Origin of the sequence: Streptococcus mitis (assembly GCF_902159415.1) — a bacterium.
GTDB classification, from domain to species: Bacteria; Bacillota; Bacilli; order Lactobacillales; family Streptococcaceae; genus Streptococcus; species Streptococcus mitis_BG.
Genome location: NZ_CABGJU010000001.1, coordinates 678,056 through 702,389, shown reverse-complemented (window position 1 = coordinate 702,389; position 24,334 = coordinate 678,056). Strand labels below are relative to the sequence as shown.

Sequence of the window (24,334 nt, the reverse complement as noted above, 5' to 3'; positions counted from 1 at the left end):
AAAGAATTTTAGTCTTGACAAATAGTTCTTATCCATGTAAAATAGAATAGATCTTGAACTTGAAGGGAGTGAAAAAAATGTCTAAAACAGTAGTACGTAAGAATGAATCTCTTGACGATGCACTTCGTCGTTTCAAACGTGCGGTTACTAAAGCTGGTACTCTTCAAGAAACACGCAAACGTGAATTCTATGAAAAACCTTCTGTAAAACGTAAACGTAAATCAGAAGCAGCTCGTAAACGTAAAAAATTCTAATTGAAATGAAAGGCTAGACTTATCTAGTCTTTTTTCTTTTTCAAATAAATGGCTTAAATACAGTTAAAATCAGAAACTTCTGACGACAATTTGATATAATAGTAGGGAGAACTCGATTTAAGGAGGAAATTATGTCGGTTTTAGTAAGAGAAGTAATTGAAAAGCTCAGACTAGACATTGTTTACGGTGAAGGTGAATTGCTTGAAAAAGAAATCATCACTGCGGACATTACAAGACCTGGTCTTGAAATGACAGGCTATTTTGATTACTATACTCCAGAACGAATTCAACTTTTGGGGATGAAGGAGTGGTCCTATCTGGTCACAATGCCCTCCAAAAACCGTTATCAAGTTTTGAAGAAGATGTTTCTATCAGAAACACCTGCTGTCGTCGTTGCTCGTGGTTTGGTAGTCCCTGAAGAAATGTTAAAGGCTGCTAGAGAATGTGGAGTGGCAATTTTGACGAGTCGTACTTCAACCAGCCGTCTGTCAGGACAACTATCTAGTTATCTGGATTCTAGATTGGCTGAGAGAACTAGTGTACATGGTGTCTTAATGGATATCTATGGTATGGGAGTACTCATCCAAGGAGATAGCGGTATCGGTAAAAGTGAAACTGGTTTAGAGTTAGTTAAGAGAGGCCATCGACTAGTTGCCGATGACCGTGTTGATATCTATGCTAAGGATGAAATGACACTTTGGGGTGAGCCAGCTGAAGTCTTAAAACATTTGTTGGAAATCCGAGGAGTTGGTATTATCGATGTTATGAGTCTTTATGGCGCTAGTGCAGTTAAAGATTCTTCACAAGTTCAGCTTGCAGTTTACCTTGAAAATTACGGTACAGACAAGGAATTTGACAGATTGGGCAATAACCCTGAAGAACTAGAAGTTTCTGGTGTGACTGTTCCACGTATTCGCATTCCTGTTAAAACAGGACGTAATATCTCAGTAGTAATAGAAGCAGCTGCTATGAACTATCGCGCTAAGGAAATGGGCTTTGATGCAGTTCGTTTATTCGAAGAACGTTTAACCAATCTGATTGCTCAGAATGAGGTGCGAAATGATTGATCCAATAGCTTTTCAAATTGGCCCCTTTGCTGTTCGCTGGTATGCTATCTGCATTGTATCTGGATTAATGCTAGCAGTTCTTCTTGCAATGAGAGAAGCACCTAAAAAGAAAATTTTATCTGATGATATTATTGACTTTATACTAATAGCCTTTCCTCTGTCCATTATTGGTGCAAGACTCTACTATGTCATCTTTAAGTTTGACTATTATAGTCAACATATTGGAGAAATCTTTGCTATATGGAATGGTGGTCTTGCTATTTATGGTGGTTTAATTACAGGTGCTATTGTTCTATATATCTTTGCGGATCGCAAGCTGATTAATACCTGGGACTTCCTAGATATTGCAGCACCAAGTGTCTTGATTGCCCAGAGTCTTGGACGTTGGGGAAATTTCTTTAACCAAGAAGCTTATGGCGCAGTTGTAGAGAGTCTTGACTACTTGCCTAGTTTCATTAAAAATCAAATGTATATTGATGGCTCATATCGACAACCAACCTTCCTGTACGAATCTATTTGGAACCTTATTGGTTTTAGTTTAATTGTTATTTTTAGACGCCGATTAAATGGTAGTCGTCGTGGTCATATCACAGCTTTTTATCTGATTTGGTATGGATTTGGCCGTATGATTATTGAAGGTATGCGTACAGACAGTCTGATGTTCTTAGGAATTCGAGTATCTCAGTTGTTATCTGTCTTCTTAATTGGTCTTGGAATTTATATTATTATGTATCAAAACCGGAAAAAAGCACCATTTTATAATGTAAAAAAGGAGAATTAAAATGTTAGAAGTTGCTTATATTATTGTGGCTATCGCCTTGATTGTCTTTATAGTTTATTTGATTATTACGCTTCAAAAGGTTGGACGTGTAATCGATGAAACTGAAAATACTGTTAAAACGCTAACTTCAGATGTAAATGTTACTCTACATCACACAAACGAACTTCTTGCCAAGGTCAATGTTCTTGCTGATGATATCAATATCAAAGTTGCAACCATTGATCCACTTTTTACTGCAGTAGCTGATTTATCAGTATCTGTATCGGATTTAAATCAACAGGCACGTGTCTTAAGTAAAAAAGCATCATCTGCGGGTTCAAAAACGTTAAAGACTAGTGCTGGCCTATCAGCTATTCGTGTCGCAAGTAAGTTTTTCAAAAAATAATAAAGGAGTAAGCTCATGGGAAAATTATCATCAATCCTTTTAGGAACCGTTTCTGGTGTTGCAGTTGCCTTGTTCTTAACAAGTGACAAAGGTAAACAAGTTAAAAGCCAAGCGCAAGATTTTATTGACGATTTAAGAGAAGATCCAGAATATGCTAAGGAACAAGCTCTTGAAAAATTGACAGAAGTTAAAGAACAAACCAGAGATTTTGTTCTAAAGACAAAAGAACAAGTAGAATCAGGCGAAATTACCTTTGATTCAGTTCTTGAAAAATCTAAATCTTTAGCTCAACAAGCGACTGAAGCTTCAAAAGAGACCTTGAATAGTCTCAAGGAACAATTGGAAGAAAAAGTAGTTGTTGAAGACCCAGAAGACGGTCAAGAAATCATCATCGAAATCGAAGAAGATTAAAATAGAAATCACCATTTTTGATTCCCTTAGAGTCGGAGATGGTGATTTTTTTCTTGAGGCAAGTCTTTGTGGTATAATAAATACTATGCAGAAGAAACCAACATCAGCTTACGTGCACATTCCATTTTGCACACAAATCTGTTATTATTGTGACTTTTCTAAGGTCTTTATTAAAAATCAACCAGTAGATAGCTATCTAGAACATCTACTGCAAGAATTTCATTCTTATGACATTCAGAAATTGCGAACTCTTTATATTGGAGGAGGAACTCCTACAGCCTTGTCTGCGCCACAGTTAGAGGTGCTTCTGGATGGATTGACTAAAAACCTAGATTTGTCAGTCTTAGAAGAATTAACCATTGAGGCTAATCCTGGTGATTTGGATGAGGATAAGATTGCAGTTTTGAAAAATTCAGCAGTCAACCGTGTTTCATTGGGTGTCCAAACCTTTGATGACAAAATGCTGAAAAAAATTGGTCGAAGTCACTTGGAGAAGGATATCTACGAAAACATTGATCGTCTAAAGTTAGCAGGGTTTGATAATATTTCCATTGACCTGATTTACGCTCTTCCCGGTCAAACCATGGAACAAGTCAAGGATAATGTTGCCAAGGCCATCGCTTTGGACATTCCCCACATGAGTCTCTATAGCTTGATTTTGGAAAACCATACGGTCTTTATGAATCGTATGCGTCGGGGGAAATTACCTCTTCCTAAAGAAGAAGTAGAAGCTGAAATGTTTGAATATATCATTGCTGCATTAGAGCTTGCTGGTTTTGAGCATTACGAAATTTCAAATTTTTCAAAACCAGGTTTTGAAAGTCGTCATAATCTCATGTATTGGGATAATGCCGAGTATTATGGTATCGGTGCTGGTGCTTCGGGTTACGTCAATGGTGTTCGCTATAAAAATCATGGGCCTATCCGCCATTATTTGAAGGCAGTAGAAGAGGGAAATGCTCGCATCCATGAAGAACATCTGAGTCTAAGGGAACAAATGGAAGAAGAGATGTTTCTTGGACTTCGCAAGAAGACAGGAGTTTCAAAAGCAAGATTCGAAGAAAAATTTGGTACATCTTTTGAGAATATATATGGTCAAGTTGTAAGAGATTTGTGTCATCAAGATCTTTTACAAATAGAAGGTCAGCAAATACGAATGACAAAAAAAGGTCTCTTTTTAGGAGATACAGTAGCAGAAAGATTTATATTGGAGTAATATTATGGGCTTAACTTATCAAATGAAAACTAAAATCCCTTTTGATATGGCTGACATGAACGGTCATATCAAGCTACCAGATGTTATCTTGTTATCCCTACAAGTATCAGGAATGCAATCCATTAATCTAGGAGTGAGTGACAAGGATGTTTTAGAACAGTATAATCTAGTTTGGATTATCACTGATTATGATATCGATGTGATTAGACTTCCTCGTTTTGCTGAGGAAATTACCATCGAAACAGAGGCCTTGACCTACAATCGTCTATTTTGCTACCGCCGATTTACTATTTATGATGAAGATGGTCAAGAAATCATTCGCATGGTAGCTACCTTTGTCCTTATGGATCGTGATAGTCGGAAGGTTCATCCTGTAGAACCTGAAATTGTCGCACCTTATCAATCTGACTTTTCTAAGAAACTGATCCGTGGACCAAAATACACTGAGTTGGAAGAAGCGATTAGCAAGGACTATCATGTTCGTTTTTACGACTTGGATATGAATGGACATGTCAATAACAGCAAATACCTAGATTGGGTCTTTGAGGTCATGGGAGCAGATTTTCTGACCAACCATATCCCTAAAAAAATCAACCTCAAATATGTTAAGGAAGTTCGACCAGGTGGTATGATTACTTCTAGTTACGAATTGAATCAACTAGAAAGCAATCACCAAGTCACAAGTGATGGCGATATCAATGCTCAGGCAAAGATAACTTGGCAAAAAATTAACAAAGATTAGAAAGAAATGTATGACTTATAAAGGTTATTTAATCGATTTAGACGGAACGATTTACAAGGGTAAAGACCGCATCCCTGAAGGAGAAGCTTTTGTTCATGATTTGCAAAAGCATGGTATTCCCTACCTTTTTGTAACTAACAATACAACTCGCACACCTGAAAGTGTTCAGGAAATGTTGGCCAAGCAGTTTGATATTGATACTCCTGTGTCAACCATTTATACTGCAACACTTGCAACAATTGATTATATGAATGACCTAGGACTTGAAAAGAGTGTTTATGTAATCGGTGAAGAGGGTTTAAAAGAAGCTATTCAAGCAGCAGGCTATCTCGAAGACAAAGAAAATCCTGCCTATGTGGTTGTAGGTTTGGACTGGCAAGTAGACTACGAAAAGCTAGCTACTGCAACACTTGCCATTCAAAAAGGTGCACACTTTATTGGGACCAACCCTGATTTAAACATACCAACCGAGCGAGGACTATTACCAGGCGCTGGTTCAATCATTACTTTGTTAGAAGCCGCGACTCGAGTTAATCCTGTTTATATTGGTAAACCAAATGCTATTATTATGGAAAAAGCAGTTGAGCATTTAGGACTTGCACGTGAAGACTTGCTCATGGTAGGAGATAATTATCTGACAGATATTCGAGCTGGTATTGATAATGGAATTCCAACTTTGTTAGTAACGACTGGTTTTACAAAACCTGAAGAAGTGCCAAATCTACCAATCGCCCCAACCCATGTGCTTTCAAGTCTTGCGGAGTGGAATTTCGATGAGAACTAAACTAACTTTTGGAGCAAGCCTTCTTTTTCTATTGTCACTTGCTATTTTAGTAACTATTTATCTTGCTTGGATTTTATACTCTTTTGAGATTTCTTGGCTAAATCTAACAAATCGAGTTCATCTGAAATCAGACATTATTCAGTATAATTTTCATATCCTAATGGATTATTTAACCAATCCTTTCAATCCAGTATTGGAAATGCCAGATTTCCCTTCGTCTGAATCAGGTTTACATCATTTTGCGGTTGTTAAAGGTCTCTTTCATCTAACCCAAGGAGTAGCTCTTGTTACATTACCCTTTTTCTACATTTTCTGGAATCAGGTTGTTAGAAAAGGATTTCTGTCTCTTTATCGAAAAACCTTAGTATTTATGGTTGGACTTCCGGTGGGACTTGGTTTATTTGGAGTCTTCATAGGTTTTGAACGCTTTTTTACCCTATTCCATCAATTTCTTTTTATTGGAGACGATACCTGGCTATTTGATCCAGCTAAGGATCCAGTTATTCTAATTTTACCAGAGAATTTTTTCTTGCACTGTTTTCTACTCTTTTTTGTTACTTATGAAATTTTATTTGGACTTTTTTACTTTAAAAGTAGGAGAAAGTTATAAATTAATATATAAGTTTGTGATCAATGAAGGTTTCATTTTAAAATGTATGCGCTTAAATGAAGGAACAATCATAAAGAGTATATATCTATCAAGAGTGTCTATTTTTAAATAAAAATAGGCTTTTTTATGGAAATAACTAGTCAAGCGCTTAAATTTGTTGTATAATAGAATCAGAAAAGTATGCAAAGAAGAGAAAAGCATGATTACACTATTTTTATCACCGAGTTGTACATCATGCCGTAAGGCAAAGGCTTGGCTAAATAATCATAAGGTGCCTTTCCAAGAGCACAATATTATGACTAGTCCTTTAACAAGAAAAGAGTTACAACATATTCTTTCCTTGACCGAAAACGGTACTGATGACATTATTTCAACTCGTTCAAAGATTTTTCAAAAATTGAATATTGATGTAGATAGTATCTCAGTGTCGGAATTACTTCGTTTAATCGAACAGTACCCGAGTCTTTTGCGTCGTCCAATTATCATAGATGACAAACGGATGCAAATCGGTTTTAATGAGGATGAAATCCGAGCTTTTCTTTCAAGAAGTTATCGAAAACAAGAACTGAAGGAAGCTACCTTAAGAGCTGGTATAAATTAGATGAATAAACAATATAGTTACCCACTAGATTTTTCGTGGAGCACTGAAGAACTTGCTTCAGTGCTTTCTTTTTTTAATGATGTTGAAGTTGCTTATGAAGGAAAGATAGAAGCAAAAAAATTATTAGATTCTTATAAAGAATTTAAGATAGTAGTTCCAAGTAAGAGTGAAGAAAAACGTTTGGGACGGGAATTTGAAACAGCCAGTGGCTATTCTTTCTATCGAGCAGTTCAAATGGCTAAAGAAAAAGGGGAAGGGATGATTTCACTTGAAAAATAAATTTGCCTTTGCTAAAGAAATTGTTAGAGAGGCTGCAAGCTATATCCGAAGACATATGAAAGGCGACCTTCATATAGAGAGAAAATCTTCTCCGACCGATTTGGTGACCAGGTTGGACAAGGAAGTACAGACTCTCTTGATTGATAAGATTCGTTCGCGCTATCCACATGATTTGTTCTGTGCAGAAGAAGGAGACTTAAAAACTCCTGTTGATCAAGGTTCTGTTTGGGTCATTGATCCTATTGATGGAACCAATAATTTTGTTGCCCAAGCTGAAGATTTCGCTATCATGGTAGCTTATTTCGAAAATGGTCAAGGACAATTTGGCATTATTTACGATGTTATGAAAGATGTTTGTTACCATGGTGGAGGAGTCTTTCCAGCTTATTGTAATAATGAACTCTTGCCTCCTTTTAAAGCCAAACCTTTGAGTGATTTTCTAGTGGCCATTAATGCTGGGATGTTAGAAACGAATGCTTGGGGTGTGGCTGATTTAGGGAATGCTTCACTTGGAGTACGAGTTTATGGAAGTGCCGCTATCAGTTTCTCGAAAATCTTATCTGGTCAGCTATTGACCTATATTACCTATCTGAAACCTTGGGATTACGCAGCTGCAAGTATCTTGGGGGAAAATCTCGGGTATCAAGTTATAACTCTCTCTGGGGAAGAACCTGATTTTCAGACTTGCCAGCCTGTCATGATGATTCCAAGAGAAATGTTACCAGACATTCAATCCTATATTTACGAAAGGAAACCATAAATGAACTTTCCGGAAGGATTTGTAAAAAAATATGAAGAAATACTTGGAGATGAGGCAAGAGCTTTTCTTGCCTCTTTTGATGATGAGGCCATCTCAGCATTTCGCAGCAATCCTTTAAAAGAAGCTCAAGGCACTTTCTCTGACCCTATTCCTAACACACCTTGGGGCTACTATGGAAAAGTATCTGGGAAATCTCCTGAACATGTGACAGGCTTGGTTTATTCTCAGGAGCCAGCTGCTCAGATGGTAGCTCAGGTAGCCCAGCCAAGTTCTGGAATGAAGGTCTTAGATCTGGCAGCAGCGCCGGGCGGCAAATCAACTCAGCTAGCTGCTTATTTAGCAGGTGACGGTATTTTAGTTTCTAACGAAATTTCAAACAAGCGCGCCAAAATCCTAGTGGAAAATATGGAACGCTTTGGTGCGACTAATGTCGTTGTGACCAATGAATCTGCAGAACGTTTAGCCAAGGTCTTTAAAGGTTATTTTGACCTGATTGTTCTAGATGCTCCTTGCTCAGGTGAAGGAATGTTTCGTAAACAGCCCGATGCTATGGATTATTGGAGTGAGAATTATCCTAGACAATGCGCTAATCTACAACGTGAGATTTTAGAAGATGCTGTTACCATGTTGGCTGATGGCGGTCGACTTGTTTATTCTACTTGTACTTGGGCTCCAGAAGAAAATGAAGAAATCGTCCAATGGTTACTGGATAGCTATAATTTTGAATTGATTCCAATCCAACACATCAATGGAATGGTACCTGGAATTGATTTACCTGAAACAGCTAGAATGTACCCTCATCACTTTAAGGGAGAAGGTCAGTTCGTGGCCCATCTTCAGTTTAAGGGACAAAACAAGACTGGGAAGTTCAAACCTTCGAAGACGAATCTCAGTCGTGAACAGTTGATCTTGTGGCAAGATTTTGAAAAAAAACATCTCAATGGGGAGCTTACCGGTATCCTTCAGGTCTTTGGAGATCAGCTCTATCTCTTGCCAAGCGAGTTACCAGACTTAAGTAAGCTCAAAATCGCTCGTAATGGACTTCATCTAGGAACTTTCAAGAAGAAGCGATTTGAACCTAGCTTTTCTCTTGGCCTAGCAATGAAGCCCAGCCAAGTCAAACAAAGTCTTGAAATTAGTCAAGAAGACTTTCTAAAATACGTGGCTGGTGAAACGATTCAGCTGGGTGAAAGTCTACAAAATGGCTGGTATCAAGTCCTAGTTCAAGGAAATGGTTTAGGTTTCGCCAAAGTAACCGGGAATACCTTAAAAAACTATTTTCCAAAGGGCCTGCGATTTAGGTAAAAAACTAGTCAAAGCTAGTATTCTATGTTATAGTGGAAGTATGGATGATTTTGTAAAATACATGAAAATATTCAAATCTTCCAAGCTATTCACCATTATTTTCAAGGAGACAAATAGTGAAAAAATTTAAAAAACTCACCATCTCTCTTGCAACTCTTTTACTTGCTGGTTCGCTAGCAGGATGTGCAAGTTGGATTGATCGCGGGGAGTCTATGACTGCTGTTGGATCAACTGCCCTCCAACCTTTAGTTGAGGCTGCAGCAGATGAGTTTGCATCTGCCAATATTGGTAAGACAGTTAACGTTCAAGGAGGTGGGTCTGGTACAGGTCTGTCTCAAGTCCAGTCAGGAGCAGTAGATGTCGGGAACTCTGATGTATTTGCGGAGGAGAAAGATGGTATTGATGCTACTGCCTTAGTTGACCATAAGGTAGCTGTTGCGGGTATAGCTGTTATCATCAATAAAGAAGTAGATGTTGATAATCTTACGACTGAACAACTTCGCAAAATTTTCACAGGTGAAATTACCAACTGGAAAGAAGTTGGTGGTAAGGATTTAGCAATTTCTATTATCAACCGAGCTGCTAGCTCAGGTTCTCGTGCGACCTTTGACAGTGTGATTATGGATGGAAAATCAGCAGTACAAAGTCAGGAACAAGATTCAAACGGAATGGTTAAATCAATTGTTTCTCAAACACCGGGTGCTATTTCTTACCTAGCCTTCGCCTATGTTGATGATTCTGTTGGGACTATCAAACTCAATGGCTATGAGCCAATCTCAGAAAACGTTACAACTAACAATTGGCCTTTATGGTCTTATGAACACATGTATACCCTTGGTGAGCCAAATGAATTGGTTGCCGAATTCCTAAACTTTGTCCTTTCAGACGAAGCTCAGAATGGAATCGTTAAAGGAATGGGCTATATTTCTGTCAAGGAAATGAAGGTCGAAAAAGATGCTGCAGGTACTGTGACAGCGCTAGAAGGGAGCCAATAATGAATCAAGAAGAATTATCTAAAAAATTGCTCTCTCCTTCAAAAAATTCTCGTCTTGAGAAATTAGGAAAAGGGCTAACCTTTGCCTGTCTATCTTTGATTGTTATCATTGTTGCAATGATTTTGATATTCGTGGCTCAGAAAGGCTTATCGACCTTCTTTGTAAATGGTGTGAATATCTTTGATTTTCTTTTTGGTGCAACTTGGAATCCTTCTGGGAAACAGTTCGGTGCCCTTCCAATGATTTTAGGTTCCTTTATTGTTACCATTCTGTCAGCTCTGATTGCAACTCCATTTGCCATTGGTGCTGCAGTCTTTATGACAGAAGTGTCACCAAAAGGAGCCAAGATTTTGCAACCAGCTATCGAACTTCTAGTAGGGATTCCTTCGGTCGTTTACGGATTTATTGGTTTGCAGGTCGTCGTTCCATTTGTTCGTACTGTCTTTGGTGGAACAGGGTTTGGGATCTTGTCAGGGATTTTTGTTCTTTTTGTTATGATCTTACCAACTGTAACTTTCATGACTACAGATAGCCTACGTGCAGTGCCTCGTCATTATCGGGAAGCCAGTTTGGCTATGGGAGCAACTCGCTGGCAAACTATCTGGCGCGTAACCTTGAAGGCGGCCCGCTCAGGTATTTTTACGGCAGTAGTTTTCGGGATGGCGCGTGCTTTTGGTGAGGCTCTTGCGATTCAAATGGTCGTTGGTAACTCAGCTGTTATCCCAACTTCATTGACGACACCAGCTGCGACTTTGACTTCTGTATTGACCATGGGAATCGGAAATACCGTTATGGGAACTGTTGATAATAATGTTCTTTGGTCACTGGCCTTAGTATTGCTTTTGATGAGCTTGGCCTTTAACAGTGTCATTAAACTAATTACGAAAGAAAGAGGAAAGAAAAACTATGCACGCTAAGAAATTAGACAAACTTGCAACAGCTGTCCTCTACACCATCGCAGGAATCATTGTGACCATTCTAGCTTCCTTGATTCTTTATATCTTGGTTCGAGGTTTACCTCATGTTTCTTGGTCATTCTTGACAGGAAAATCATCCTCATATCAAGCAGGTGGTGGTATTGGAATTCAGCTCTATAATTCCTTTTTCCTTTTGGTGATTACCTTATTTATCTCAGTACCTCTTTCAATGGGAGCTGGAATTTTCCTAGCAGAGTATGCTAAAAAAGGTCGGATTACAAATTTTGTCCGTACCTGTATTGAAATCTTATCTTCTCTACCATCCGTAGTTGTGGGACTCTTTGGTTACCTCATCTTTGTAGTCCAGTTCGAGTATGGGTTTTCCATTATTTCTGGTGCCTTGGCCTTGACAGTCTTTAATCTTCCACAGATGACTCGTAACGTTGAAGACAGTTTGAAACACGTTCACCATACGCAACGTGAAGCTGGTTTGGCGCTTGGAATCTCTCGTTGGGAAACTGTCCTTCATGTTGTTATTCCTGAAGCTCTTCCCGGTATTGTAACGGGGATTGTGCTTGCATCAGGTCGTATCTTTGGAGAAGCTGCAGCCCTTATCTATACAGCAGGTCAATCTGCACCGGCTCTTGATTGGTCTAACTGGAATGTTCTCAGCGTAACCAGTCCAATCTCAATCTTCCGTCAAGCAGAAACCTTGGCTGTTCATATCTGGAAAGTCAACAGTGAAGGAACCATTCCTGATGGAACTTTGGTTTCAGCAGGTTCTGCAGCGGTGCTCCTCATCTTTATCCTGATCTTTAACTTTGGAGCACGTAAACTCGGAAGCTATCTACATAAGAAATTAACCGCAGCCTAAAGGAGAAGCCATGTCAAAATATAATTGGGATGAAAGGCATATCATTACTTTTCCAGAAGAAAAAGTGGCACTCTCTACGAAGGATTTACATGTTTACTACGGTAAAAATGAATCCATCAAGGGCGTGGATATGCAATTCGAAAAAAATAAAATTACTGCCTTGATTGGACCGTCAGGTTCTGGGAAATCAACCTACCTACGCAGTCTCAACCGTATGAATGATACTATTGATATTGCAAAGGTTACAGGACAAATTCTTTATCAAGGAATAGATGTCAACCGACCTGAAATCAATGTCTATGAAATGCGTAAGCACATTGGGATGGTTTTCCAACGTCCAAACCCATTTGCTAAATCAATTTACCGCAACATCACCTTTGCACATGAACGTGCAGGAGTGAAGGACAAGAAAGTTCTTGATGAAATTGTAGAAACCTCTCTTCGTCAGGCTGCCCTCTGGGATCAGGTTAAAGACGACCTTCATAAGTCAGCCTTGACGCTTTCAGGTGGTCAGCAGCAACGTCTCTGTATCGCGCGTGCTATTTCTGTAAAACCAGACATCCTCTTAATGGATGAGCCGGCATCAGCCTTGGATCCTATTGCGACAGCTCAGCTTGAGGAAACTATGTTGGAATTGAAGAAGGATTTTACCATCATCATCGTTACCCACAGTATGCAACAGGCTGCGCGTGCGAGTGACTATACTGGATTTTTCTACTTGGGCGATCTAATTGAGTATGATAAAACGTCAAATATTTTCCAAAATGCGAAGCTACAATCAACCAATGATTATGTAACTGGACACTTTGGTTAGAAAGGAAGCAGTATGACAGAACCGATTTTGCAGATTAAAGACCTGTCTGTTTATTACAACAAAAAGAAGGCTTTGAATAGTGTTTCCTTATCATTCCAACCCAAGGAAATTACAGCTCTTATAGGGCCATCAGGATCAGGAAAATCAACCCTGCTCAAGGCTATCAATCGTATGGGAGATTTAAATCCAGAGGTGACAACTACTGGTTCAGTGGTCTATAATGGTCACAATATTTATAGCCCTCGTACCGATACGGTTGAATTACGTAAGGAAATTGGAATGGTTTTCCAACAACCTAATCCATTCCCAATGTCTATCTACGAAAATGTTGTTTATGGACTAAGGATTAATGGAGAGAAAGACAAGCAAGTCTTGGATGAAGCTGTAGAAAAAGCCTTAACTCGTGCTTCAATCTGGGATGAGGTCAAGGACCGCTTGCATGATTCAGCTATTGGACTTTCTGGTGGACAGCAACAACGTGTTTGTGTAGCCCGTGTATTGGCAACTAGTCCAAAGATTATTCTTTTGGATGAGCCAACCTCAGCCTTGGACCCTATTTCAGCTGGAAAAATTGAAGAAACCCTATATAGTCTGAAGGACAAGTACACTATGCTTTTGGTCACTCGTTCTATGCAGCAAGCATCTCGAATCTCTGATAAGACAGGATTCTTCCTAAACGGAGATTTGATTGAATTTAACGATACCAAGGAAATGTTCCTTTATCCTCAACATAAGGAAACCGAGGACTACATTTCAGGTAAATTTGGATAAGGAGAGAAAAGATGTTACGATCTCAATTTGAAGAAGATTTAGAGAAATTGCACAACCAATTCTATGCTATGGGACAAGAGGTTCTTTCCCAAATCAATCGTACAGTACGTGCCTTTGTCACCCATGACCGTGACTTAGCAAAGGAAGTTATCGAAAAAGACGCAGATGTCAACGAATATGAATTGAAACTTGAAAAGAAATCATTTGAAATTATTGCCCTTCAACAGCCAGTTTCACAAGACCTGCGTACAGTTTTAACAGTTCTAAAGGCTGTTTCTGACTTGGAACGTATGGGAGATCACGCTGTATCTATCGCTGAAGCAACTATTCGTATGAAGGGTGAAGAACGTATCCCAGCAGTTGAAGAAGAAATTAAAAACATGGGACGTGATGTTAAGGATTTCGTTGAAACAACCCTAGAACTTTACCTCAATGGTTCTGTTGATAAGGCCTATGAAGTTGCTTCTTTGGATGAAAAAATTAACCAATATTTTGAGAACATCCGTGATCTAGCTACATCAGAAATCAAGAAAAACCCGGAAGCTATCGTCACAGGTCGTGATTACTTCCAAGTGATTTCATACTTGGAGCGCATCGGTGACTATGCTAAAAATATCTGTGAATGGGTTGTTTATTTTGAAACAGGTAAGATTGTAGAATTATAGATTTAAAGAAAAAGCTGATAAATGTTATCAGCTTTTTGTAATACAGTTTATTATTGGAAAATGCGGTAAAACTTGACAAAATTTAGTACATAAAGTATAATTATACAAATTAAAGTAAAATGGTGTTTATTTATGAATAAAAAGTGGTTTTTACTAATTTCGGCTTTGATAGCAAGTTTCTTCTTAGTTGCTTGTCAATCTTCTAGCTCCAACTCCCAATCTGCCCTCGAAACTATTAAGCAAAAAGGTAAATTAGTAGTAGCAACCAGCCCTGACTATGCTCCCTTTGAGTTTCAAGCCCTGTTAGACGGAAGAAACCAAGTTGTTGGGGCAGATATTGATATGGCTCAAGCAATTGCAGATGAACTTGGAGTAAAACTAGTAATCTCGACTATGAGTTTTGATAATGTCTTGACCAGTCTCCATACAGGTAAGGCTGATTTGGCGATTGCAGGTATTAGCGCTACCGATGAAAGAAAAGAAGTCTTTGATTTTTCAATTCCTTACTACGAAAATAAGGCAAGTTTTCTTATCAGAAAAGCAGATTTAGATAAATATAATGATTTGAATTCTTTAGCAAGTGCCAGTATTGCTGCCCAAAAAGGAACTGTTCCTGAATCTATGGTCAAAGAGCAACTTACACAGGCCAAACTAGTATCTTTAGGTAATATGGGTGAAGCAGTCAACGAACTCCAATCTGGAAAAGTCGATGCTGTTCACATGGATGAACCAGTAGCCCTTAGTTATGCGACAAAAAATTCAGACTTACAAGTGGCTAGTGTGTCTTTAACCATGAATGAGGGTGAGGCCAATGCAGTAGCGATAAGGAAAGGGAATGAAGACTTAAAACAGGTTGTCGATAAGGTCATCCAAAAATTAAAAGATGAGGGAACCTATCAAACTTATCTTGAAAAAGCTGCTAAGTTAACAGAAGTAGAACAATAAAAAAACAGAGTTGGACATTAGTCCAGCTCTGTTTTTAAATATTTAAGAGTTGCTTGAATCAATTCAAGCGGTACTTTTACGAATTGATAAGGACAGCTATCTAAATATGAGGACTCAAAGAAGTCAAGGTTTAGAGGACTATGTTTGAGGCTGGCAATTTTAGAATACTGTCTCAAATCAAGTAAGAGTCCATCGTGGAGAGGATAGCTTGGAAGGCTGATAGGATAGCTATTTACAAGTTTTTGAATCTGAGCTTGATTCTTTTCTTGAAGGACTATCCTAGCTAGTCTATTTTTTTCGAATAATTGACTATCAATATAGAGAGACAAGGCCTTTTGCATAATGAGATTGTTATCATAGTCAAGGATATTTTTATAGGACACAAAGTCTTTTTTGATAGCATTTGGAAGAATGAGGGCAGTTATCCGAAGAGCAGGAAAAAGGCTGGTAGAAAAGGATTTGATATAGATGACTAAATCATTTTGGTCAAGGTAATGAAAGGTTTGCCCCATTTTAGGATCTAGGTCTCCCAGGTAGTCATCTTCGACGATATAAATCTGATACTTGGCTGCTAAGTCAAGAATAGCTCGTTTTTCTTGTTCAGAATAGGAATGCCCTAAAGGATAGTGAAACCGTGGAATAGTGTAGAAAAATTTAATCTTACCTGTTTTAAAATGCTGCTCTAGTTCATTTAGATCAATCCCGTCAATTCGTCGTTCAATGGTTTGATAGGGGAGATTTTGAGCTAGCAAAAGCTGATTCATTCGATGGTAGGTTGGTTGCTCAACCAGAATTTCCTGTGCCTGACTTGGGAAATCTATTTGAGAGAGGATAAAGAGAGCCTGCTGGGTTCCTGATGTAAGAACCAATTGGTCTGGCTTACTGTAAATAGCTTGCTCAAAGAGTAGTTTTTGAACAGACTGGCGTAACTCTTCTAACCCTTCTTGGTGTTCATAGTAGTTGTAGAGGTAGTTTTCACGACCGATTAAAGTTTCATTGACACAAAGACGAAAGTCGTCATAAGCACCCAAGTGCTCATCATTGACTAGTATTTCCAAATCTTCATGACTGCTTTGTTGTTCCAAGACATAATAGCCACTTTGTGGTTTTGAGTAGATGTACTTTTCGTATCTTAGTTCCAAAAGAGCTCTTTGGACAGTGTCTTTACTACAATGGAAGTCTTGACTGATTGAACGGATTGAGGGCAGGCGACTGCCTGTGGGAAACCTTCCTGATTCGATCCCATCTTTTAGATAGTCAACAACTTGTTCATACTTACTTAGTTTCTTCATCCATGACCTCTCTTGATTTTGTTACATTGTACCTTTTTTTAGAACGTTTGGCAATGTTGAGAAACAGTCACCCATTCAAATCTAAGAGAATTTATGATATACTTAGAAAGTAAAAACATTGGAAAGAATGGGATACTAAGGTGAGTGAACCAGTAAAATTATTTCAATACAATACTTTAGGAGCACTGATGGCTGGACTTTATGGAGGAAGTCTGACAGTAGGTGAATTGCTTCAACATGGTGATTTAGGAATAGGTACTCTTGACTCTATAGATGGCGAGCTGATTGTCTTGGATGGAAAGGCTTATCAAGCCAAGGGATCAGGTGAAGAACCAGAGATTGTTGAAGTATCTCCTGATGCCTTGATTCCTTATGCGGCAGTTGTTCCCCATCAGGCTGAAGTCATTTTCCGCCAGCGCTTTGAAATGACTGATCAGGAATTAGAAGAAAGAATTGAGTCCTATTATGATGGGGAAAATCTATTTCGTTCTATCAAGATTCATGGGGATTTCAAGCATATGCATGTACGTATGATTCCCAAGTCAACATCTGAAAGAAAGTTTGCAGAGGTTGCGACTCATCAACCAGAGTATCGTCGTGAAAATGTGTCTGGAACTATTGTTGGCTTCTGGACCCCAGAAATTTTCCATGGGGTTAGTGTCGCAGGTTACCATTTGCATTTCATTTCCGATGACCTGACATTTGGTGGTCATGTGATGGACTTTGTCATCGAGGAAGGGATTGTAGAATTAGGAGCTGTTGATCAATTAGATCAACGTTTCCCAGTTCAAGATCGTAAGTATCTTTTTGCAAAGTTCGATGTAGATGAGATGAAAAGAGATATTGAACAGTCAGAGTAAAGGAAGAGGAAGAGAAATATGAATGGACATATTATAGCAACGATGATTGGTTTAATCATTTTTCTGATTGCAGCTATTTGGTTTGCGAGAAAGAAATACAAGATAAATCTATCAGTTTTAGGATTAGGAGCAATTGCCTTTTTCGTATCGGCACAGGTCTTGGAGAAGATTGTTCATCTTCTTGTTCTTCGCCCGCAAAAGGATGGAACAATTGCTCTCATGACAGAGCATCCATTTCTCTATGTAATTTATGGAATTGCAATGGCTGCTCTATTTGAAGAAACAGCTCGCTTTATCTTCTTCAAATGGTTGGAGAAGAAAAGAAAATTAGAAGTTTCGGATGCCCTTGCCTATGGTCTTGGTCACGGTGGATTAGAATTACTTTATGTTGGGATTGCTAGCCTAATAAATCTCTTTATCCTATTTTCAGCTGTCCAATCTCAAAACCCTAAGGTTTTAGAACTCTTGACAGAGAATATGCTGGAAACCATTCGGACTTTAGCTCCTTGGCAAGTTTACCTCTTGGGTCTTGAGAGAATCCTCGCTATGATGATCCAAGTTGGTTTGACTGTTTGGGTTTATCAAGCTGTTCGTCAAAAGAAATGGATTTATCTACTAGCAGCCTACGCTTTACATGCTTTATTTGATTTGGCTCCTGCACTATCGCAAGTTGGCTGGATTTCTAATCCACTTATTGTAGAAGGATTACTGGCAGTAGAAGTTGTAGGATTTATCTTCCTAACAAAATCAATCTTTTGCAAAAAACAATAGTGTCAAAGAGGCCCAGCCTCTTTTTTTTATGGCCTTTTGAAAAAGGCGACATAATCATCGAAAAATCATGCTAAAAATGGTATAATAGAATGGATTTTATAAAAGGATGAGAGATATGACAGTACTAGATAAATTAAAAGAAACCTTAGAAGGAATTGATATTCGATTCGATGAGCCATTGAAAACTTATACCTATACGAAAGTGGGAGGGAAGGCAGATTACTTAGCTTTTCCTCGCAATCATTATGAGATGGCCCGTGTGGTTAAGTTCGCTAATCAAGAAAATATCCCATGGATGGTTCTTGGAAATGCCAGTAATATTATCGTCCGAGAAGGCGGAATTCGTGGCTTTGTCATTATGTGTGACAAGCTCAACAATGTTTCAGTAGATGGTTATACCATTGAAGCAGAAGCGGGAGCTAACCTGATTGAGACCACTCGCATTGCTCTACGCCATAGTTTGACAGGATTTGAGTTTGCCTGTGGTATTCCCGGAAGCATCGGTGGTGCTGTCTTTATGAATGCTGGTGCCTACGGTGGAGAGATTTCTAATATTTTGCAGTCTTGCAAAGTATTGACCAAAGATGGGGAAATTGAAATCTTATCAGCTAAGGATCTAGCCTTTGGTTATCGTCATTCAGCTATTCAAGATTCTGGAGCAGTAGTCTTATCAGCTAAATTTGCACTATCTCCAGGGAATTATGAGACTATCAATCAAGAAATGGAACGTTTGACCCACCTTCGAGAACTCAAACAACCTTTGGAATATCCATCATGTGGTTCTGTCTTCAAGCGTCCAGTTGGGAATTTTGCAGGGCAATTAATCTCAGAAGCTGGTTTAAAAGGTTACCGTATCGGTGGCGTCGAAGTCTCAGAAAAGCATGCAGGCTTTATGATTAATGTAGCCGATGGGTCTGCTCGAGATTATGAAGACTTAATTGAGTCTGTCATTGAAAAAGTTAAAGAACATTCAGGTGTTACCTTAGAGCGAGAAGTTCGTATCTTAGGTGAACACGAATAACATTATTATTAAACATTATACAAAGATTGGGATTTTATCGCTAGATGGTTTGGTCAATTCCTTACAGTCATTGCTAGCATTTAACAAGGTCCCAATCTGTTAATTTACGAAGAAAAAGGAATTTAGAGGAATTGAAAAAACCAATTATCGAATTCAGAAACGTTTCTAAAGTTTTTGAAGATAGTGACACTAAGGTTCTCAAGGATATTAACTTTGAGTTGGAAGAAGGAAAATTTTATACACTGCTAGGAGCTTCTGGTTCAGGAAAATCAACCATTCTTAATATCATAGCAGGTTTGTTGGATGCAACGACGGGAGATATTTTGCTGGATGGCGTGCGAATCAATGATATCCCTACCAATAAGCGTGATGTTCACACAGTCTTCCAATCTTACGCCTTGTTCCCGCACATGAATGTCTTTGAAAATGTTGCCTTTCCATTGCGCTTGCGAAAGATCGATAAAAAGGAAATCGAAAAACGTGTCTTAGAAGTTCTCAAGATGGTACAGCTTGAAGGATATGAAAAGCGTTCAATCCGTAGGCTATCTGGAGGGCAACGCCAGCGTGTGGCTATTGCGCGTGCCATCATCAACCAACCTCGAGTAGTCTTACTAGATGAGCCCTTGTCAGCACTGGACTTAAAGTTGCGGACAGACATGCAATACGAACTCCGTGAACTCCAACAACGCTTGGGCATCACCTTTGTTTTTGTTACCCATGATCAGGAAGAAGCCCTGGCCATGAGTGACTGGATTTTCGTTATGAATGATGGTGAGATTGTTCAGTCAGGTACACCAGTTGATATCTACGATGAGCCTATCAACCACTTTGTAGCTACCTTTATCGGTGAATCAAATATCCTGCCAGGAACCATGATTGAGGACTACTTGGTTGAGTTCAATGGTAAACGATTTGAAGCGGTTGACGGTGGGATGAAGCCAAATGAACCAGTCGAAGTCGTCATTCGTCCAGAGGACTTGCGCATTACTCTTCCAGAAGAAGGAAAGCTTCAAGTTAAGGTCGACACGCAGCTCTTTCGTGGCGTGCACTATGAGATTATTGCCTATGATGAACTTGGTAACGAATGGATGATTCACTCGACTCGTAAGGCCATCGTTGGTGAGGAAATTGGTCTGGACTTTGAACCAGAAGACATCCACATCATGCGTCTCAATGAAACAGAAGAAGAGTTCGATGCTCGTATCGAAGAATACGTAGAAATCGAAGAGCAAGAAGCAGGTTTGATTAACGCTATTGAGGAGGAAAGAGATGAAGAAAACAACCTCTAAACTCTTTGTAGTGCCCTACATGCTTTGGATTGCACTTTTTGTCCTCGCACCCTTGGTCTTGATTTTTGGACAATCATTTTTCAACATTGAAGGCCAGTTTAGTTTAGAAAACTATAAATCCTATTTTGCGTCACAAAACTTAACCTATCTCAAAATGAGCTTCAACTCTGTTCTCTATGCAGGGATTGTGACTTTAGTGACGCTTCTGATCAGTTATCCAACAGCCCTCTTTTTGACTCGTCTCAAACACCGTCAACTATGGCTCATGCTAATCATTTTGCCAACCTGGATCAACCTTCTCCTTAAGGCCTATGCCTTCATCGGAATTTTTGGTCAAAATGGCTCTATTAATCAATTCCTAGAGTTTATCGGAATTGGTTCTCAGCAGTTGCTATTTACAGATTTCTCATTTATCTTTGTCGCAAGCTATATCGAGCTTCCATTTATGATTTTGCCCATCTTCAATGTTTTGGATGATATGGATCACAATCTCATTAATGCCAGCTATGATCTTGGTGCAACTAAGTGGGAAACCTTCCGCCATGTCATCTTCCCTCTTTCTATGAACGGGGTGCGAAGCGGAGTTCAATCTGTCTTTATCCCAAGTTTGAGTCTCTTCATGTTGACCCGTTTGATTGGGGGGAACCGAGTGATTACTTTGGGAACTGCCATCGAGCAGAACTTCTTGACCAATGACAACTATGGAATGGGTTCAACTATCGGTGTTGTTCTTATCCTGACTATGTTTATCACTATGTGGGTGACTAAGGAAAGGAGAGAACGATGAAAAAATTATCAAATCTATACCTAGCCTTTGTCTTTATCGTCCTTTATTTGCCAATCTTTTACCTGATCGGATATGCCTTCAATGCTGGGGATGATATGAATAGCTTTACAGGCTTTAGTTTGTCTCACTTTGAAACTATGTTTGGTGATGGAAGGCTCATGCTCATCTTGGTTCAGACCTTTTTACTAGCCTTTCTATCAGCCTTGATAGCAACAGTGATTGGGACTTTTGGGGCTGTCTATATTTACCAATCACGCAAAAAATACCAAGAAGCCTTTCTATCTCTCAATAACATTTTGATGGTTGCGCCAGACGTTATGATTGGTGCTAGCTTCTTGATTCTCTTTACCCAACTCAAGTTTTCACTTGGTTTTCTGACGGTTCTTTCCAGTCACGTAGCCTTCTCGATTCCTATCGTAGTGCTCATGGTCTTGCCACGATTGAAAGAGATGAATGGAGATATGATTCATGCAGCCTATGACCTTGGAGCTAGTCAGTTCCAGATGTTCAAGGAAATTATGCTTCCTTACCTAACTCCGTCTATCATTGCAGGCTACTTTATGGCTTTCACCTATTCCCTAGATGACTTTGCTGTGACCTTCTTTGTAACGGGAAATGGTTTTTCAACCTTGTCAGTTGAGATCTACTCTCGAGCTCGTAAGGGAATTTCGCTGGAAATCAATGCTCTTTCAGCCTTGGTCTTTCTCTTTAGTATTATCCTAGTTATCGGATATTACTTCATTTCACGTGAGAAGGAGGAACAAGCATGAAACAACTCTATTCATTTTTAGCAGGAATTTTAGCGATTATCCTCGTCTTGTGGGGGATTTCCTATCATCTTGATAGTAAAATCAATAGCCGTGATAGTCAAAAACTGGTTATCTACAACTGGGGAGATTATATCGACCCTGAACTTCTGGAGAAATTTACAGAAGAAACAGGAATCCAAGTTCAGTACGAAACCTTTGACTCTAACGAAGCTATGTACACCAAAATCAAGCAGGGTGGGACAACCTATGATATTGCTATCCCGAGTGAGTACATGATCAACAAGATGAAGGATGAAGACCTCTTGGTTCCATTAGATTATAGTAAGATTGAGGGAATTGAGAATATTGGTCCAGAGTTTCTCAACCAATCCTTTGACCCAAATAATGAATATTCTATACCATACTTCTGGGGAACTTTGGGAATTGTCTACAATGAAACCATGGTGGAAGAAGCACCTGAGCATTGGGACGACCTCTGGAAACCAGAATACAAGGATTCGATTATGCTCTTTGATGGGGCGCGTGAAGTACTTGGGTTAGGTCTTAACTCACTAGGCTATAGCCTCAACTCAAAAGATCCTCAACAACTATCACAAACGGTTGATAAACTGTATGAACTGACTCCTAATATTAAGGCTATTGTAGCCGATGAGATGAAGGGTTACATGATTCAGAACAATGCTGCTATTGGTGTGACCTTCTCAGGAGAAGCCAGCCAGATGTTGGAAAAGAATCCTAACCTCAAATACGTTGTACCGACAGAAGCAAGTAACCTCTGGTTTGACAACATGGTTATTCCTAAAACTGTCAAGAACCAAGATGCAGCCTATGCCTTTATCAACTTTATGTTGAAGCCTGAAAATGCTCTCAAGAATGCAGAGTATGTCGGCTATTCAACACCAAACAATGCTGCTAAGGAAATGCTCCCTGAGGAGATAAAAGAGGACAAGTCCTTCTATCCAGATGCAGATACTATGAAACACCTCGAAGTTTATGAGAAGTTTGATCATAAATGGACAGGAATCTACAGTGATCTCTTCTTACAATTTAAGATGTATCGGAAGTAGGAGATTATCTGCTATCGGAAATAATTTCAATCAGACAAAAAAATAAAACCTAGCCATAGAAAATTAACCATTTTATGGCTAGGTTATTTATTAAAATAGATTATGAATTAGTAGAAAAATATACTTAACTATGCTATAATTTCGATAGAGTTAAAGGCATTTTAATTTATGATTGAGGTAATAGCTATGATTAAAAAAGCTATTTTTAGAGGAATGATTCCTTTTGTCATTATGACCAGTTTGGCAATTTTTATGAGACTTCAAGGGACTGATATTTTTCAGGTTAAAAGTACATTTTTGGTTGGCATTATTGCTACCTCGATAGCATCAGCCTCGGTAATTTATGAAATTGAAAAATGGTCGCTATTTAAACAATCTATTATACATTTTATCATTATGCTATTTACTGTTCTTCCTTGTCTTCTATTTAGTGGATGGTATAAGTTGGTCTCAATTTTGGATTATCTCATTGTTTTAGGTCAATTCTTATTGGTTGGATGTTTCTTGTGGTCTATCGCCTATATAATATTTGGTAAACTGTTAAAAAAATGAGTTTTACTTCATGGTTATTAAGCTTGACGAACCTCTTCAAAAACGGTATAATACTAGAGTTGAGAATTGATTTTTAATTGTCTTAGTCCAGAGAAATGGCGGTGCTGCGAGCCATCTAAGATAGAAAATCATGCTACTCGATTGTAACAATTGCATAAGAATCAAGAATGACAAGTTCATTGAATGAAGGTGGTACCGCGGTTTTTCGCCCTTCGTGATATGGATTTGTCTTTTATTTTTGGAGGTACTTATGAGAAGATTTCTTGTCAAACAAAAATTTCGCCTAGGTGGTGAACGCTTTGATATCAAGGATGAAATGGGCAATGTCGCCTATCAGGTTGAAGGTTCATTTTTTAAGATTCCTAAGACCTTTACTATTTTTGATAATTCTGGTGAACAGATCAGTGAGATTAGTAAAGAAATGTTGACCTTCATGCCACGCTTTGAGATTCAACTCAGTAATGGAGATAGTTTTTATATCCGAAAGAAGTTGACTTTCTTTAGAGATAAGTATGAATTTGATAACATAGGTCTTCGCATTGAGGGAAATATCTGGGATTTAAACTTTAAGCTCCTCGATGACCGTGATCAAGTGATTGCGGAAATCGCCAAGGAACTCTTCCATTTAACCTCTACCTATACCGTAACCGTCTATGACGAATCTTATGCAGACCTAGTCATTTCCCTCTGTGTCGCTATCGACTATGTAGAAATGCTAGAAAGAGAATCAAATTAGTAAAAAGGAGATA

Annotated in this window: 30 protein-coding genes; 29 read left to right on the top strand and 1 reads right to left on the bottom strand. The window is 38.8% G+C overall.

Features of this window, described 5'->3' with window-relative positions; translation table 11 throughout:
- The first annotated feature begins 77 nt into the window (after positions 1 to 77).
- From rpsU to FN031_RS03720, 20 genes are all read left to right on the top strand, one after another.
- A complete protein-coding gene (rpsU, locus tag FN031_RS03815) occupies positions 78 to 254 on the top strand; it encodes a 30S ribosomal protein S21 (RefSeq protein WP_000048054.1) in 177 nt (58 codons plus the stop codon).
- Positions 255 to 385: 131 nt separating this feature from the next.
- On the top strand, positions 386 to 1,321 hold the full coding sequence (gene hprK, locus FN031_RS03810; protein WP_142557728.1) for an HPr(Ser) kinase/phosphatase: 936 nt from the start codon (positions 386 to 388) through the stop codon (positions 1,319 to 1,321).
- On the top strand, positions 1,314 to 2,102 hold the full coding sequence (lgt, locus tag FN031_RS03805; RefSeq protein ID WP_142557726.1) for a prolipoprotein diacylglyceryl transferase: 789 nt from the start codon (positions 1,314 to 1,316) through the stop codon (positions 2,100 to 2,102). The genes hprK and lgt overlap by 8 nt, the downstream gene beginning before the upstream one ends.
- A 1-nt stretch (position 2,103) precedes the next feature.
- Complete coding sequence (locus tag FN031_RS03800; protein WP_142557724.1) at positions 2,104 to 2,487, top strand: DUF948 domain-containing protein; 384 nt, start codon at positions 2,104 to 2,106, stop codon at positions 2,485 to 2,487.
- 15 nt (positions 2,488 to 2,502) lie between these two features.
- A complete protein-coding gene (locus FN031_RS03795; protein WP_142557722.1) occupies positions 2,503 to 2,898 on the top strand; it encodes a YtxH domain-containing protein in 396 nt (131 codons plus the stop codon).
- Between the two features lie 85 nt (positions 2,899 to 2,983).
- Positions 2,984 to 4,114: a radical SAM family heme chaperone HemW gene (gene hemW / locus FN031_RS03790; RefSeq protein WP_142557719.1), complete on the top strand. Its 1,131-nt coding sequence runs from the start codon at positions 2,984 to 2,986 to the stop codon at positions 4,112 to 4,114.
- Between the two features lie 4 nt (positions 4,115 to 4,118).
- Entirely contained in the window at positions 4,119 to 4,856 is a 738-nt protein-coding gene (locus FN031_RS03785; RefSeq protein ID WP_142557717.1) for an acyl-[acyl-carrier-protein] thioesterase, read from the top strand.
- 10 nt (positions 4,857 to 4,866) lie between these two features.
- Positions 4,867 to 5,640, top strand: a complete 774-nt coding sequence (locus FN031_RS03780) for a TIGR01457 family HAD-type hydrolase (protein WP_142557716.1) — start codon at positions 4,867 to 4,869, stop codon at positions 5,638 to 5,640.
- Positions 5,630 to 6,250 carry a TIGR01906 family membrane protein gene (locus FN031_RS03775; protein WP_142557714.1) on the top strand — a complete coding sequence of 207 codons (621 nt, stop codon included), beginning with the start codon at positions 5,630 to 5,632 and terminating at the stop codon, positions 6,248 to 6,250. The genes FN031_RS03780 and FN031_RS03775 overlap by 11 nt, the downstream gene beginning before the upstream one ends.
- 199 nt (positions 6,251 to 6,449) lie before the next feature.
- Positions 6,450 to 6,851, top strand: coding sequence for a Spx/MgsR family RNA polymerase-binding regulatory protein (locus FN031_RS03770; RefSeq protein ID WP_142557712.1), 402 nt, complete (start codon positions 6,450 to 6,452; stop codon positions 6,849 to 6,851).
- Positions 6,852 to 7,130: a UPF0223 family protein gene (locus FN031_RS03765; protein ID WP_142557710.1), complete on the top strand. Its 279-nt coding sequence runs from the start codon at positions 6,852 to 6,854 to the stop codon at positions 7,128 to 7,130.
- The gene (locus FN031_RS03760; protein ID WP_142557708.1) at positions 7,120 to 7,890 is read left to right on the top strand and encodes an inositol monophosphatase family protein; all 771 of its coding nucleotides are present in this window, start codon (positions 7,120 to 7,122) and stop codon (positions 7,888 to 7,890) included. Before FN031_RS03765 ends, FN031_RS03760 begins: the two co-directional genes overlap by 11 nt.
- The gene (locus FN031_RS03755; RefSeq protein ID WP_142557706.1) at positions 7,891 to 9,195 is read left to right on the top strand and encodes an RsmF rRNA methyltransferase first C-terminal domain-containing protein; all 1,305 of its coding nucleotides are present in this window, start codon (positions 7,891 to 7,893) and stop codon (positions 9,193 to 9,195) included.
- A gap of 116 nt (positions 9,196 to 9,311) precedes the next feature.
- Complete coding sequence (locus FN031_RS03750; RefSeq protein WP_142557704.1) at positions 9,312 to 10,190, top strand: phosphate ABC transporter substrate-binding protein PstS; 879 nt, start codon at positions 9,312 to 9,314, stop codon at positions 10,188 to 10,190.
- A complete protein-coding gene (gene pstC, locus FN031_RS03745) occupies positions 10,190 to 11,107 on the top strand; it encodes a phosphate ABC transporter permease subunit PstC (RefSeq protein ID WP_142557702.1) in 918 nt (305 codons plus the stop codon). The genes FN031_RS03750 and pstC overlap by 1 nt, the downstream gene beginning before the upstream one ends.
- On the top strand, positions 11,097 to 11,981 hold the full coding sequence (gene pstA, locus FN031_RS03740) for a phosphate ABC transporter permease PstA (RefSeq protein ID WP_142557700.1): 885 nt from the start codon (positions 11,097 to 11,099) through the stop codon (positions 11,979 to 11,981). Before pstC ends, pstA begins: the two co-directional genes overlap by 11 nt.
- Before the next feature lie 10 nt (positions 11,982 to 11,991).
- Positions 11,992 to 12,795 (top strand): phosphate ABC transporter ATP-binding protein PstB, encoded by an 804-nt coding sequence (gene pstB, locus FN031_RS03735; RefSeq protein ID WP_049495489.1) that lies wholly within the window; start codon positions 11,992 to 11,994, stop codon positions 12,793 to 12,795.
- Positions 12,796 to 12,807: 12 nt separating this feature from the next.
- The gene (pstB, locus tag FN031_RS03730; protein WP_142557697.1) at positions 12,808 to 13,566 is read left to right on the top strand and encodes a phosphate ABC transporter ATP-binding protein PstB; all 759 of its coding nucleotides are present in this window, start codon (positions 12,808 to 12,810) and stop codon (positions 13,564 to 13,566) included.
- A gap of 11 nt (positions 13,567 to 13,577) precedes the next feature.
- Positions 13,578 to 14,231: a phosphate signaling complex protein PhoU gene (gene phoU, locus FN031_RS03725; protein ID WP_142557695.1), complete on the top strand. Its 654-nt coding sequence runs from the start codon at positions 13,578 to 13,580 to the stop codon at positions 14,229 to 14,231.
- A gap of 132 nt (positions 14,232 to 14,363) precedes the next feature.
- A complete protein-coding gene (locus FN031_RS03720; RefSeq protein ID WP_142557693.1) occupies positions 14,364 to 15,176 on the top strand; it encodes an ABC transporter substrate-binding protein in 813 nt (270 codons plus the stop codon).
- Between the two features lie 17 nt (positions 15,177 to 15,193).
- Here the strand turns inward: FN031_RS03720 and FN031_RS03715 are convergent, their stop codons facing one another.
- Positions 15,194 to 16,468, bottom strand: coding sequence for an aminotransferase-like domain-containing protein (locus FN031_RS03715; RefSeq protein WP_142557691.1), 1,275 nt, complete (start codon positions 16,466 to 16,468; stop codon positions 15,194 to 15,196).
- A gap of 140 nt (positions 16,469 to 16,608) precedes the next feature.
- Here FN031_RS03715 and budA point away from each other — a divergent pair, with 140 nt between their 5' ends.
- From budA to FN031_RS03665, 9 genes are all read left to right on the top strand, one after another.
- Complete coding sequence (budA, locus tag FN031_RS03710) at positions 16,609 to 17,328, top strand: acetolactate decarboxylase (RefSeq protein WP_142557689.1); 720 nt, start codon at positions 16,609 to 16,611, stop codon at positions 17,326 to 17,328.
- A gap of 18 nt (positions 17,329 to 17,346) precedes the next feature.
- Positions 17,347 to 18,099, top strand: coding sequence for a YhfC family intramembrane metalloprotease (locus FN031_RS03705; RefSeq protein WP_142557687.1), 753 nt, complete (start codon positions 17,347 to 17,349; stop codon positions 18,097 to 18,099).
- Positions 18,100 to 18,214: 115 nt separating this feature from the next.
- Positions 18,215 to 19,120, top strand: coding sequence for a UDP-N-acetylmuramate dehydrogenase (gene murB / locus FN031_RS03700; protein WP_142557685.1), 906 nt, complete (start codon positions 18,215 to 18,217; stop codon positions 19,118 to 19,120).
- 131 nt (positions 19,121 to 19,251) lie between these two features.
- Positions 19,252 to 20,409, top strand: coding sequence for an ABC transporter ATP-binding protein (locus FN031_RS03695; RefSeq protein WP_142557683.1), 1,158 nt, complete (start codon positions 19,252 to 19,254; stop codon positions 20,407 to 20,409).
- The gene (locus FN031_RS03690) at positions 20,390 to 21,196 is read left to right on the top strand and encodes an ABC transporter permease (protein ID WP_142557681.1); all 807 of its coding nucleotides are present in this window, start codon (positions 20,390 to 20,392) and stop codon (positions 21,194 to 21,196) included. Before FN031_RS03695 ends, FN031_RS03690 begins: the two co-directional genes overlap by 20 nt.
- On the top strand, positions 21,193 to 21,966 hold the full coding sequence (locus tag FN031_RS03685; RefSeq protein WP_142557679.1) for an ABC transporter permease: 774 nt from the start codon (positions 21,193 to 21,195) through the stop codon (positions 21,964 to 21,966). The genes FN031_RS03690 and FN031_RS03685 overlap by 4 nt, the downstream gene beginning before the upstream one ends.
- Complete coding sequence (locus tag FN031_RS03680; protein ID WP_142557677.1) at positions 21,963 to 23,033, top strand: ABC transporter substrate-binding protein; 1,071 nt, start codon at positions 21,963 to 21,965, stop codon at positions 23,031 to 23,033. Before FN031_RS03685 ends, FN031_RS03680 begins: the two co-directional genes overlap by 4 nt.
- A 186-nt stretch (positions 23,034 to 23,219) precedes the next feature.
- Positions 23,220 to 23,585 (top strand): DUF3021 family protein, encoded by a 366-nt coding sequence (locus FN031_RS03675; RefSeq protein WP_142557675.1) that lies wholly within the window; start codon positions 23,220 to 23,222, stop codon positions 23,583 to 23,585.
- A gap of 250 nt (positions 23,586 to 23,835) precedes the next feature.
- A complete protein-coding gene (locus FN031_RS03665; protein WP_142557671.1) occupies positions 23,836 to 24,321 on the top strand; it encodes an LURP-one-related/scramblase family protein in 486 nt (161 codons plus the stop codon).
- The last annotated feature ends 13 nt before the right edge of the window (positions 24,322 to 24,334 follow it).